This is a genomic window from Streptomyces sp. NPDC107498, assembly GCF_055582805.1.
Genome location: NZ_JBVJPE010000007.1, coordinates 193,257 through 205,490 on the forward strand (window position 1 = coordinate 193,257; position 12,234 = coordinate 205,490).

Consider the following 12,234-nt stretch of genomic DNA (forward strand, 5'->3'; position numbering starts at 1 on the left):
GGGGACAGCGACCATGCCGAGCAAGATCGTCGGGACACGCCGGCCCTCCGCCGCACGCGGCGGAGGGCGGGCTCCCGCGACCCCGCGGCGGGCGCGCGGAGGCGGCGTTCGGGGGGCCTACGAGCGGCTCCGCAAGGCCTGGGACCGGCCCCTGACGGCGTACTACGTCGTCATCGGCGCGGGGCTGCTCATCACCACGCTCGGCCTCGTGATGGTCTACTCCGCCTCGATGATCACGGCGCTCCGCTACGACCTGGTGCCCTCCTACTTCTTCCGGAAGCAGTTCTTCGCCGCGCTCCTGGGCACCGGGCTGCTCCTGGTCGCCTCACGGATGCCGGTCAAGCTGCACCGGGCGCTCGCCTACCCGATCCTGGCCGGCGCGGTCTTCCTGATGGTCCTCGTCCAGATCCCCGGGATAGGGCACGCGGTCAACGGCAACCAGAACTGGATCTCGCTCGGCGGCCCCTTCCAGCTCCAGCCCAGCGAGTTCGGCAAGCTGGGGCTGATCCTGTGGGGGGCCGACCTGCTCGCGCGCAAGCAGGACATGCGGCTGCTGACCCAGTGGAAGCACATGCTGGTGCCGCTGGTCCCCGGGGCCTTCATGCTGCTCGGACTGATCATGCTCGGCGGCGACATGGGCACCTCGATCATCCTCGCGGCCATCCTCTTCGGCCTGTTGTGGACGGCCGGGGCGCCCACCCGGCTCTTCGTGGGCGTGCTCACGGTGGCCGGGGCGATCGGCGTGCTGCTGATCAAGACGAGTTCGAACCGGATGAAGCGCTTCGACTGCATCGGCGCGACCGACCCCGGTGGCGAGGGAGCCCCCTGTCTCCAGGCCGCGCACGGAATCTATGCTCTGGCCTCGGGCGGGTGGTTCGGTTCCGGACTCGGTGCGAGCATCGAGAAATGGGGCCAACTCCCCGAAGCGCACACCGACTTCATCTTCGCGGTCACCGGTGAGGAACTGGGTCTCGCGGGGACGCTGTCGGTACTCGCCCTGTTCGCGGCTCTAGGCTATGCGGGTATCCGCGTGGCCGGAGGCACGGAGGACCCCTTCGTGAGGTTCGCCGCGGGAGGTGTGACCACCTGGATCACGGCTCAGGCCGTGATCAACATCGGTGCGGTGCTCGGCCTGCTGCCGATCGCCGGTGTCCCGCTCCCGCTGTTCTCCTACGGAGGGTCGGCCCTGCTGCCGACCATGTTCGCCGTCGGGCTCCTCATCGCCTTCGCGCGACAGGAACCCGCCGCGAAAGCGGCCCTGGCCATGCGTCGCCCCGGCTGGGGCAGGCGGGCCGGGAAGAGATGGAAGTCGATGCGACGGCGCGTCAAGAAGCGCCCGTCCGGAGAGCGGTGAATTTCGGTGCATGTCGTACTCGCCGGCGGGGGGACCGCCGGCCACATCGAGCCCGCGCTGGCCCTCGCGGACGCCCTGCGGAGGCAGGACCCCAGCGTGGGGATCACGGCGCTCGGCACGGAGAAGGGTCTGGAGACCCGGCTCGTGCCCGAGCGGGGCTACGAGTTGGCGCTCATCCCCGCCGTACCGCTGCCCCGCAAGCCCACCCCCGAGCTGATCACCGTCCCCGGACGGCTGCGCGGCACGATCAAGGCGGCCGAGCAGGTCCTGGAGCGCACCAAGGCGGACTGCGTGGTCGGCTTCGGCGGTTACGTGGCCCTGCCCGGCTATCTCGCGGCCAAGCGCCTCGGGGTGCCCATCGTGGTCCACGAGGCCAACGCCCGGCCCGGGCTCGCCAACAAGATCGGTTCGCGGTACGCGGCCGGGGTCGCCGTCGCCACCCCGGACAGCAAGCTCCGCAACGCCCGTTACATCGGCATCCCGCTGCGGCACACCATCGCGACCCTCGACCGGGCGCGGATGCGGCCCGAGGCGCGCGCCGCCTTCGGCCTCGACCCCAACCTGCCGACGCTGCTGGTCTCCGGCGGCTCCCAGGGCGCCCGGCGGCTCAACGAGGTGATCCAGCAGATCGCCCCGGTGCTCCAGCGCTCCGGCATCCAGATCCTGCACGCGGTCGGCCCGAAGAACGAGATGCCGCGCGTCGACAACATGCCCGGTATGCCGCCCTACGTGCCGGTACCGTACGTGGACCGGATGGATCTCGCGTACGCCGCGGCCGACATGATGCTCTGCCGCGCGGGCGCGATGACCGTCGCCGAGCTCTCCGCCGTCGGGCTGCCCGCCGCGTACGTCCCGCTGCCCATCGGCAACGGCGAACAGCGGCTCAACGCCCAGCCGGTGGTCAAGGCGGGCGGTGGGCTCCTCGTCGACGACGCGGAGCTGACGCCGCAGTGGGTGCAGGGCAACGTCCTGCCCGTACTGGCCGATCCGCACCGGTTGTACGAGATGTCCCGCGCCGCCGCCGAGTTCGGCCGCCGGGACGCCGACGACCTGCTCGTCGGCATGGTGTACGAGGCGATCGCCGCCCGCCGCCAGGCGTAGCGGCGGCTGAGGGCAGGAGGCGCCGGGTGGCAGCCGGACCGACGACCGCGGAGAAGAGCGGTACCAGCAAGTCGAAGGGGTCGTCGGAGCGGCCGCCCGGCGGCGGTACCCGGAATCGAAGGTTCCGGGTGCCCGCCCCCCGGCTGCTCCTCGTGGCCCTCGGCGTCGTCGTGCTCGTGGTCGGCGGGGTCTGGGCGCTCTACGGATCGTCCTGGTTCCGTGTGGAAGATGTGAAGACTTCCGGCACCCGGGTCCTGACGCCGGCCGAGGTCGAGGCGGTCGCCGCCGTCCCGATCGGCGCCCCGCTCGTCACCGTGGACACCGACGCGATCGAGGCCCGGCTCCGGCAGGGGCTGCCGCGGATCGAGTCGATCGACGTCGTGCGGTCATGGCCGCACGGAATCGAGCTGAAAGTGACGGAACGGCAGCCCGTTCTGCTGGTCGAAAAGGGCGGAAAGTTCACCGAAGTGGACTCCATGGGCGTGCGTTTCGCCCTCGTCGACACGGCCCCCCGCGGCGTCCCCCGGCTGGTCCTCGACAGCGCCGCCTCGCCGAGCCTCCGCCGCTTCGGCGCGGACCGGCTGCTCCGCGAGGCGGTCCGCGTCCGTGGCGAACTCCCGCCGGAAATCGTCCGGGACACTCGTGTCGTGCGCGTCACCTCGTACGACTCCGTCACCCTGGAGCTTGCCGGGGGTCGAACGGTCCTCTGGGGCAGTGGTGAGCACGGGCCGGCCAAGGCCCGGGTGCTGACCGCCCTCATGAAGGCGAGTCCCAAAGCGGGGCACTTCGACGTAAGTGCCCCCACGGCGCCCGCCTCGTCCGGAAGTTGACGGCCATCTCCGCTGGCCAGCACCCTGGTTGGCCACCGCTACGGGTGATCACATAGGGTGAAAAGAAAAACGGGAGGTTCGGCGTGTTCGTTGAACGTGCGCCACTTGTCGACTTAGTGTCCTGTTCGGAAGAGTCCAGCGAACAGAGACACTGGTAACCCTAAACTTCAACGTTAGGGTTCGGGTCGGCGTTTCGGACCGTCCCAATCGGCATCCGTCGGAGCCGCGCGACCAACCGCGCAGCGACGACACGTAACTCGAGGCGAGAGGCCTTCGACGTGGCAGCACCGCAGAACTACCTCGCAGTCATCAAGGTCATCGGTGTCGGCGGCGGTGGTGTCAATGCCATCAACCGAATGATCGAGGTCGGTCTCAAGGGCGTCGAGTTCATCGCGATCAACACCGACGCGCAAGCGCTGTTGATGAGCGACGCCGACGTCAAGCTCGACGTCGGCCGTGAACTCACCCGCGGCCTCGGGGCCGGGGCCAACCCGGCCGTCGGTCGCAAGGCGGCAGAGGACCACCGTGAGGAGATCGAGGAGGTCCTCAAGGGGGCCGACATGGTCTTCGTCACCGCCGGCGAAGGCGGCGGCACCGGCACCGGCGGCGCGCCCGTCGTCGCCAACATCGCGCGCTCGCTCGGCGCCCTGACGATCGGCGTGGTCACCCGGCCGTTCACCTTCGAGGGCCGTCGGCGCGCCAACCAGGCGGAGGACGGCATCGCCGAGCTCCGCGAAGAGGTCGACACCCTCATCGTCATCCCCAACGACCGGCTGCTCTCGATCTCGGACCGCCAGGTCTCCGTGCTCGACGCCTTCAAGTCGGCCGACCAGGTCCTCCTGAGCGGTGTCCAGGGCATCACCGACCTCATCACCACCCCGGGCCTGATCAACCTCGACTTCGCCGACGTGAAGTCGGTCATGTCCGAGGCCGGTTCGGCGCTCATGGGCATCGGATCCGCCCGCGGCGACGACCGCGCGGTGGCGGCGGCCGAGATGGCGATCTCCTCGCCGCTCCTGGAGGCCTCCATCGACGGCGCCCGCGGCGTGCTGCTCTCCATCTCCGGCGGCAGCGACCTCGGCCTCTTCGAGATCAACGAGGCCGCACAGCTGGTCAGCGAGGCGGCCCACCCCGAGGCCAACATCATCTTCGGCGCCGTCATCGACGACGCCCTCGGCGACGAGGTCCGGGTCACCGTCATCGCGGCCGGCTTCGACGGCGGCCAGCCGCCGGCCCGCCGGGACAACATCATCGGCTCGGTCTCGGCCAAGCGCGAGGAGCCGGCCCCGGCGCCCCGCGCCACCGAGAACCCCCGCCCGCTGGGCGGCCTCGGCACGGTCGCCCCGCGCGAGGAGCCGGCCCCGGCCCCGGCCGAGCCCGCCCCGTCCGTCAACGAGACTCCGCTGGCGCCCGTCCCGCCGGTCGTCCCGACGGCCCGTCCGTACGGGGACAGCCAGGCCGAGGAGCTGGACGTCCCGGACTTCCTGAAGTGATAGGACACCGCTTCGACGCGAACGGCGCCCACTTCGCCTTCACCGACCGGTGGGGCGGGGTGAGCGCCGTTCCGTACGAGGAGCTCAACCTCGGCGGAGCGGTGGGGGACGAGCCGGCGGCCGTGCGCGCCAACCGGGCCGCCGCCGCCGGAGCCCTCGGCCTCGACCCGGCCCGGGTGGTCTGGATGAACCAGGTGCACGGCGCGGACGTCGTCGAGGTCGACGGCCCCTGGGGGGACGCGGACGTTCCGTCCGTCGACGCGATCGTCACCGCCCGGCCCGGACTCGCCCTCGCCGTGCTCACCGCGGACTGCGTTCCCGTCCTCCTCGCCGATCCGGTCGCCGGAGTCGCGGCCGCCGCCCACGCCGGGCGGCCCGGAATGGTCGCCGGAGTCGTCCCCGCCGCCGTCGCGGCGATGGCGAAGCTCGGCGCCGACCCCGCCCGGATCGTCGCCCGCACCGGGCCCGCCGTCTGCGGCCGGTGCTACGAGGTGCCGGAGTCGATGCGCGCCGAGGTCGAGGCCGTCGAACCGGCCGCGCACGCGGAGACCTCGTGGGGGACCCCCGCCGTCGACGTCGCCGCCGGAGTGCGCGCGCAGTTGGCGCGGCTCGGGGTCCGGGACGTCGAGGACGCCGGGGTCTGCACCCTGGAGTCGCGCGACCACTACTCGTACCGCCGCGATCGCATCACGGGGCGACTCGCGGGATATGTCTGGTTGAACCGAGAAGAGACATGACGGATCGCAAGTCGGAACTCGCCGCGAACCTCGCCGCGGTGGAGGAGCGCATCGCCGCCGCGTGCGCCGCCGCCGGGCGCGCGCGGGAGGAGGTGACGCTGATCGTGGTCACCAAGACCTACCCCGCGAGCGACGTCAGGCTCCTGCACGGGCTCGGGGTGCGGCACGTCGCCGAGAACCGGGACCAGGACGCCGCCCCGAAGGCGGCCGCCTGTGCCGACCTCGACCTGACCTGGCACTTCGTGGGCCAGTTGCAGACCAACAAGGTCAGATCCGTGGTGGGTTATGCCGATGTGGTGCAGTCCGTCGACCGCTTGAAGCTCGTTTCCTCGCTCTCCGCGGCCGCGGAGAAGGCGGGCCGCGAGCTCGGCTGTCTCCTCCAGGTCGCGCTCGACGCCGAGTCCGGCGAGCGGGGCGACCGCGGCGGCGTCGCTCCGGACGGGATCGAGGAGTTGGCGGCCGCCGTCGACGCCGCGCCCGGACTGCGGCTCGACGGACTGATGACCGTCGCCCCGCTCGCCGGGGAGTACGCCGGCCGGCAACGCGCGGCCTTCGACCGGCTGATGGATTTGTCGACTGTCCTGCGCACGACCCGTCCGGCTGCGAACATGGTGTCGGCAGGGATGAGTGCGGACCTCGAGGAGGCCGTCGCCGCCGGGGCGACACACGTACGCGTCGGTACGGCGGTACTCGGCGTCCGCCCGAAGCTCGGGTAACGTCGCGAAGCAAGTCGGACCACAGCAGAAAATATGGTCATTCCGCAGAACGGCGGGATGGCCCGTGGATCGCCGGCACTTGGTGACGAGGCCGATCCACCACAGAGCGGAGGACTCAGAGAATGGCCGGCGCGATGCGCAAGATGGCGGTCTACCTCGGCCTCGTGGAGGACGATGGGTACGACGGCCGGGGCTTCGACCCCGACGACGACTTCGAACCCGAGCTGGAGCCGGAGCCCGAGCGCGACCGGCGTCACACCCCTCCGCGCCAGGTGGAGCGCGAGGAGCCGGTGCGCGTGGCACAGCCCCCGGCCCCCCGGGAGCCGATCGCCCATTCTGTTCCGGTACTCGCCGAAAGCGGACGTCCGGCCCGAATTGCCCCCGTGGCATCCATCACACCCGAACGCCCGAGCCTGGAGAAGAACGCACCGGTGATCATGCCCAAGGTCGTGTCCGAGCGGGAGCCGTACCGCATCACCACGCTGCACCCGCGGACCTACAACGAGGCCCGTACCATCGGGGAACACTTCCGTGAGGGCACCCCGGTGATCATGAACCTCACGGAGATGGACGACACGGACGCGAAGCGACTTGTCGACTTTGCCGCCGGACTCGTCTTCGGGCTCCATGGCAGCATTGAGCGCGTGACGCAGAAGGTGTTCCTGTTGTCGCCTGCTAACGTCGATGTCACGGCGGAGGACAAGGCCCGGATCGCAGAGGGCGGATTCTTCAACCAGAGCTGAGAACACGAGAACCGGACGGACCGGTCGCGAAGCGGCCGGACAAGCGAGAGCACGAAAGCCAGGGGAGAGGGAAACGCGGGATGGGCGTCGCACTACAGGTGGTCTACATCGTGCTGATGTGCTTCCTCGTCCTCCTGATCGTCCGGCTTGTCATGGACTACGTCTTCCAGTTCGCCCGTTCATGGCAACCCGGTAAGGCGATGGTGGTCGTCCTTGAGGCCACCTACACTGTCACCGATCCACCGCTCAAGCTTCTGCGGCGACTCATCCCGCCGCTGCGTCTCGGGGGCGTGGCACTCGACCTGTCCTTCTTCGTTCTGATGATCATCGTTTACATCCTGATCTCCATCGTGAGCAGCTTCGCGAGGTGATGGTGGAGGAACAAGTGGACGATACGGTCTTGCCGACTGCCGACGACTACGTAGAGGTGAAGAAGAGATGCCGCTGACCCCCGAGGACGTGCGGAACAAGCAGTTCACGACCGTCCGCCTCCGAGAAGGCTATGACGAGGACGAGGTCGATGCCTTCCTCGATGAGGTCGAATCCGAACTGACCCGCCTGCTCCGCGAGAACGAGGACCTGCGCGCGAAGCTGGCCGCCGCCACGCGTGCCGCCGCGCAGAACCAGCAGCAGGGCATGCGCAAGCCCCAGGAGCCGCAGGATCGTCCCGGCGGTCCCGGCGCCCCCGTGCCCGCCGCCATATCCGGACCGCCGGCCCAGCAGCAGCAGCCGCAGATGGGTCCGCCGCAGCTGCCGTCCGGTGCCCCCGCGCTGCCCGCCGGTCCGATGCAGGGCGGCCCCATGGGCCCCGGTCCGATGCAGGGCGGCCCCATGCAGGGCGGCCCCATGGGCCCCGGTCCGATGCAGGGCGGCCCCATGGGCCACCCGCAGCAGCAGATGCAGCAGCAGATGCAGCCGCAGATGCAGCAGCCGCAGCAGGGCCCCGGCGGCGACAGCGCCGCGCGTGTCCTCTCGCTCGCCCAGCAGACCGCCGACCAGGCGATCGCCGAGGCGCGCTCCGAGGCCAACAAGATCGTCGGCGAGGCGCGCTCGCGCGCCGAGGGCCTGGAGCGGGACGCCCGCGCCAAGGCGGACGCCCTCGAGCGGGACGCGCAGGAGAAGCACCGCGTCGCGATGGGCTCCCTGGAGTCCGCCCGCGCCACGCTGGAGCGCAAGGTCGAGGACCTGCGCGGCTTCGAGCGCGAGTACCGCACGCGCCTGAAGTCCTACCTGGAGTCCCAGCTGCGTCAGCTGGAGACCCAGGCGGACGACTCGCTGGCTCCGCCGCGCACCCCGGCCACGGCCTCGCTGCCGCCGGCCCCGTCGATGGCCTCGGCGGGCGCGGGCGCGCCGTCCTACGGCGGCAGCGGCGCGATGGGCGGTGCGCCGTCCATGGGTGGCGCACCCTCCTACGGCGGCCAGCAGCAGATGTCCCCGGCGATGACCCAGCCGATGGCTCCGGTCCGGCCGCAGGCGCCCCAGCCGATGCAGCAGGCGCCGGCGCCTATGCGGGGCTTCCTCATCGACGAGGACGACAACTGAGGCGGCGGGTTCAACGCGTGTTGAACGCGTAGCCGTCGGCAGTCTTGAAGGGCCGGTCCCCTCCGGGGGACCGGCCCTTCGGCGTGCCCGCGTGTGGCCCGCGCCCGGCGGGGCGGTGCCCCCCGCCCACCTCCGTGTGGGCAATCGTCCCGCTGGGCGGGACGGGTGGGCACACGGGACGGCGCCCCTGGCGGCGCCTCCGCGTTCCGCGCCTTATCCCGCACCACTTCGCGCGGCGCACCACGTGGTGCGGGTCAGGGCGCGGGAGCCTCGGGCGCCGGCAGGGGGCGCCGTTCCGTTGTGCCCACCCTCCCCCAAGCTCTCGGCTCCGCTCGAGCAGGGGGGACCCCCTTCGCCCCGGCGGGACGATTGCCCACAACGGGGGTGGGCGCTGCCCCGGCGGGGCAACGGGGCGAGGGCCCATGACGGAAAGGGCCCGGCACCGGACGTGGGTGCCGGGCCCTTCCTCAGGGGGCTTACGCCTTGCGGAGGCGGAAGGTGAGGGACAGGGGCTCGTCCTCGAACGGGGTGCCGTACGAGCCGTCGGCCTCGCCCTGCGCGTAGTCCGTGGCCAGGACCTCGTCCGCGATCAGGGACGCGTGGGCCGTCAACGCCTCCGTCGTCTCCGGGGACGTGGACGACCACCGCAGCGCGATGCGGTCCGCGACGTCCAGGCCGCTGTTCTTGCGGGCCTCCTGGATCAGGCGGATCGCGTCACGGGCCAGGCCGGCGCGCCGGAGATCCGGGGTGATCTCCAGGTCCAGCGCCACCGTCGCGCCCGCGTCGGAGGCGACCGACCAGCCCTCACGGGGGGTCTCCGTGATGATGATCTCCTCCGGGGTGACGGTGACGTCCTCGCCGTTCACCGAGAGCGTCGCCTCGCCGGAGCGGAGGGCCAGCGAGAGGGCCGCGGCGTCGGTCGCCGCCACCGCCTTGGCCACGTCCTGGACGCCCTTGCCGAAGCGCTTGCCCAGGGCCCGGAAGTTCGCCTTCGCCGTCGTGTCGACGAGGGAGCCGCCGACCTCGGACAGGGAGGCGAGCGAGGAGACGTTGAGCTCCTCCGTGATCTGGGCCCGGAGCTCCGGCGAGAGGGCCGCGAAGCCGGCCGCCGCGACCAGCGCGCGGGACAGCGGCTGGCGGGTCTTCACGCCCGACTCCGCACGCGTCGCCCGGCCCAGCTCGACCAGGCGGCGGACCAGGAGCATCTGCTCGGAGAGGGCGCCGTCGATCAGGGTGGCGTCGGCCTCGGGCCAGGTGGCGAGGTGGACCGACTCAGGGGCGTCCGGCGTCACCGGGACCACCAGGTCCTGCCAGACCCGCTCCGTGATGAAGGGGGTCAGCGGGGCCATCAGCCGGGTGACCGTCTCGACGACGTCGTGGAGCGTGCGCAGCGCCGCCTTGTCGCCCTGCCAGAAGCGGCGGCGGGAGCGGCGCACGTACCAGTTGGAGAGGTCGTCGACGAAGGCCGAGACCAGCTTGCCGGTGCGCTGGGTGTCGTACGTCTCCATCGCCTCGGTCGTCTCGGCGACCAGCGTGTTCAGCTCGGAGAGCAGCCAGCGGTCGAGGACCGTGCGGTCGGCCGGCGCCGGGTCCGCCGCGCTCGGCGCCCAGCCGGACGTCCGGGCGTACAGCGCCTGGAAGGCGACCGTGTTCCAGTAGGTGAGGAGGGTCTTGCGCACCACCTCCTGGATCGTGCCGTGGCCCACCCGGCGCGCCGCCCACGGCGAGCCGCCGGCCGCCATGAACCAGCGGACCGCGTCGGCGCCGTGCTGGTCCATCAGCGGGATCGGCTGGAGGATGTTGCCCAGGTGCTTGGACATCTTCCGGCCGTCCTCGGCGAGGATGTGGCCCAGGCAGACCACGTTCTCGTACGAGGACCTGTCGAAGACGAGCGTGCCGACGGCCATCAGCGTGTAGAACCAGCCGCGGGTCTGGTCGATGGCCTCGGAGATGAACTGGGCGGGGTAGCGGGACTCGAAGAGCTCCTTGTTCTTGTACGGGTAGCCGTACTGAGCGAACGGCATCGAGCCCGAGTCGTACCAGGCGTCGATGACCTCCGGCACGCGGGTCGCGGTCTTCGAGCAACTGGGGCACGGGAAGGTGACCGCGTCGATGTACGGGCGGTGCGGGTCGAGCTCCGACTGGTCGGTGCCCGTCAGCTCCGTGAGCTCCGCGCGCGAGCCCACGCAGGTCAGGTGGTCGTCCTCGCAGCGCCAGATCGGCAGCGGGGTGCCCCAGTAGCGGTTGCGGGAGAGCGCCCAGTCGATGTTGTTGTTCAGCCAGTCGCCGAAGCGGCCGTGCTTGACCGACTCCGGGAACCAGTTCGTCTTCTCGTTCTCCTGGAGGAGACGGTCCTTCACGGCGGTCGTACGGATGTACCAGGACGGCTGCGCGTAGTAGAGCAGGGCCGTGTGGCAGCGCCAGCAGTGCGGGTAGCTGTGCTCGTACGCGATGTGCTTGAAGAGCAGGCCGCGCGCGTCCAGGTCGGCGGTGAGCGCCTCGTCGGCCTTCTTGAAGAAGACGCCGCCGACCAGCGGCACGTCCTCCTCGAAGGTGCCGTCGGGGCGGACCGGGTTCACGACCGGCAGGCCGTACGCCTTGCAGACCTTGAGGTCGTCCTCGCCGAAGGCGGGGGACTGGTGGACCAGGCCCGTGCCGTCCTCGGTCGTGACGTACTCGGCGTTGACCACGTAGTGGGCCGGGGCGTCGAAGGGGATCAGATCGAAGGGGCGCCGGTAGGTCCAGCGCTCCATCTCCGCGCCGGTGAAGGACTCGCCCGTGGTGACCCAGCCCTCGCCGAGCGCCTTCTCGACCAGCGGCTGGGCGACGACGACGCGCTCGTCGCCGTCCGTGGCGACCACGTACGTCACCTCGGGGTGCGCGGCGACCGCCGTGTTGGACACCAGGGTCCAGGGGGTGGTCGTCCAGACCAGGAGCGCCGCCTTGCCCGCGAGGGGGCCGGACGTGAGCGGGAAGCGCACGTACACGGAGGGGTCGACGACCGTCTCGTAGCCCTGGGCCAGCTCGTGGTCGGAGAGGCCGGTGCCGCAGCGGGGGCACCAGGGGGCGACCCGGTGGTCCTGGACCAGCAGGTCCTTCTCGAAGATCTGCTTGAGGGACCACCAGACCGACTCGATGTACGAGGGGTCCATGGTCCGGTAGGCGTCGTCGAGGTCGACCCAGTAGCCCATGCGGGTCGTGAGCTCGGCGAAGGCGTCGGTGTGCCGGGTCACGGACTCGCGGCACTTGGCGTTGAACTCGGCGATGCCGTACGCCTCGATGTCCTTCTTGCCGGAGAAGCCGAGCTCCTTCTCGACGGCGAGCTCGACCGGCAGGCCGTGGCAGTCCCAGCCGGCCTTGCGGGCCACGTGGTAGCCGCGCATGGTCCGGAAGCGGGGGAACACGTCCTTGAAGACGCGGGCCTCGATGTGGTGGGCGCCGGGCATGCCGTTGGCGGTGGGCGGACCCTCGTAGAACACCCACTCGGGGCGTCCCTCGGACTGCTCCAGGGTCTTCGCGAAGACCTTGCTCTCGCGCCAGAAATCGAGCACGTCGTGCTCCAGCGCGGGCAGGTCGACCTGGGCGGGCACCTGGCGGTACTGCGGCGGCGTCATGCGGCGGTCTCTCCTCCGGACGGACGGTTCTCTTCCGTCGGAGGGACGAGAGCACTGCTCCCGCGGTACCACCCTCCTTGGCCCCGGACGTGAGCGTCCTGAGC

10 protein-coding genes are annotated in these 12,234 nt (G+C 71.1%); 9 read left to right on the forward strand and 1 reads right to left on the reverse strand.

Features of this window, described 5'->3' with window-relative positions; translation table 11 throughout:
• Positions 1 to 13 precede the first annotated feature (13 nt).
• The 9 genes from ftsW (at position 14) to ACZ66Z_RS15270 (ending at position 8,516) form a co-directional block, all read left to right on the forward strand.
• Positions 14 to 1,354 (forward strand): putative lipid II flippase FtsW, encoded by a 1,341-nt coding sequence (gene ftsW / locus ACZ66Z_RS15230; protein ID WP_469934435.1) that lies wholly within the window; start codon positions 14 to 16, stop codon positions 1,352 to 1,354.
• Between the two features lie 6 nt (positions 1,355 to 1,360).
• The gene (murG, locus tag ACZ66Z_RS15235) at positions 1,361 to 2,455 is read left to right on the forward strand and encodes an undecaprenyldiphospho-muramoylpentapeptide beta-N-acetylglucosaminyltransferase (RefSeq protein WP_093876545.1); all 1,095 of its coding nucleotides are present in this window, start codon (positions 1,361 to 1,363) and stop codon (positions 2,453 to 2,455) included.
• A 26-nt stretch (positions 2,456 to 2,481) separates the two neighbouring features.
• Entirely contained in the window at positions 2,482 to 3,285 is an 804-nt protein-coding gene (locus ACZ66Z_RS15240) for a cell division protein FtsQ/DivIB (protein WP_469934436.1), read from the forward strand.
• 278 nt (positions 3,286 to 3,563) lie between these two features.
• Positions 3,564 to 4,778: a cell division protein FtsZ gene (gene ftsZ, locus ACZ66Z_RS15245; RefSeq protein WP_469934437.1), complete on the forward strand. Its 1,215-nt coding sequence runs from the start codon at positions 3,564 to 3,566 to the stop codon at positions 4,776 to 4,778.
• The gene (gene pgeF, locus ACZ66Z_RS15250; protein ID WP_469934438.1) at positions 4,775 to 5,515 is read left to right on the forward strand and encodes a peptidoglycan editing factor PgeF; all 741 of its coding nucleotides are present in this window, start codon (positions 4,775 to 4,777) and stop codon (positions 5,513 to 5,515) included. The genes ftsZ and pgeF overlap by 4 nt, the downstream gene beginning before the upstream one ends.
• The gene (locus ACZ66Z_RS15255) at positions 5,512 to 6,231 is read left to right on the forward strand and encodes a YggS family pyridoxal phosphate-dependent enzyme (RefSeq protein WP_469934439.1); all 720 of its coding nucleotides are present in this window, start codon (positions 5,512 to 5,514) and stop codon (positions 6,229 to 6,231) included. The genes pgeF and ACZ66Z_RS15255 overlap by 4 nt, the downstream gene beginning before the upstream one ends.
• Positions 6,232 to 6,353: 122 nt before the next feature.
• Entirely contained in the window at positions 6,354 to 6,974 is a 621-nt protein-coding gene (locus ACZ66Z_RS15260) for a cell division protein SepF (protein WP_190157125.1), read from the forward strand.
• Positions 6,975 to 7,054: 80 nt separating this feature from the next.
• Positions 7,055 to 7,345 carry a YggT family protein gene (locus ACZ66Z_RS15265; protein ID WP_017238790.1) on the forward strand — a complete coding sequence of 97 codons (291 nt, stop codon included), beginning with the start codon at positions 7,055 to 7,057 and terminating at the stop codon, positions 7,343 to 7,345.
• Positions 7,346 to 7,412: 67 nt separating this feature from the next.
• Complete coding sequence (locus ACZ66Z_RS15270) at positions 7,413 to 8,516, forward strand: DivIVA domain-containing protein (protein ID WP_469934440.1); 1,104 nt, start codon at positions 7,413 to 7,415, stop codon at positions 8,514 to 8,516.
• A 476-nt stretch (positions 8,517 to 8,992) separates the two neighbouring features.
• On the opposite strand, the gene ileS is transcribed toward ACZ66Z_RS15270, so the two are convergent.
• On the reverse strand, positions 8,993 to 12,130 hold the full coding sequence (gene ileS / locus ACZ66Z_RS15275) for an isoleucine--tRNA ligase (protein WP_469934441.1): 3,138 nt from the start codon (positions 12,128 to 12,130) through the stop codon (positions 8,993 to 8,995).
• Between the last annotated feature and the right edge of the window lie 104 nt (positions 12,131 to 12,234).

Coding starts and splice junctions, on each gene's coding strand:
- ftsW (WP_469934435.1), top strand. CDS start 14: ATGCCGAGCAAGATCGTCGGGACACGCCGGCCCTCCGCCGCACGCGGC.
- ACZ66Z_RS15255 (WP_469934439.1), top strand. CDS start 5,512: ATGACGGATCGCAAGTCGGAACTCGCCGCGAACCTCGCCGCGGTGGAG.
- ACZ66Z_RS15260 (WP_190157125.1), top strand. CDS start 6,354: ATGGCCGGCGCGATGCGCAAGATGGCGGTCTACCTCGGCCTCGTGGAG.
- ACZ66Z_RS15265 (WP_017238790.1), top strand. CDS start 7,055: ATGGGCGTCGCACTACAGGTGGTCTACATCGTGCTGATGTGCTTCCTC.
- ACZ66Z_RS15270 (WP_469934440.1), top strand. CDS start 7,413: ATGCCGCTGACCCCCGAGGACGTGCGGAACAAGCAGTTCACGACCGTC.
- ileS (WP_469934441.1), bottom strand. CDS start 12,130: ATGACGCCGCCGCAGTACCGCCAGGTGCCCGCCCAGGTCGACCTGCCC.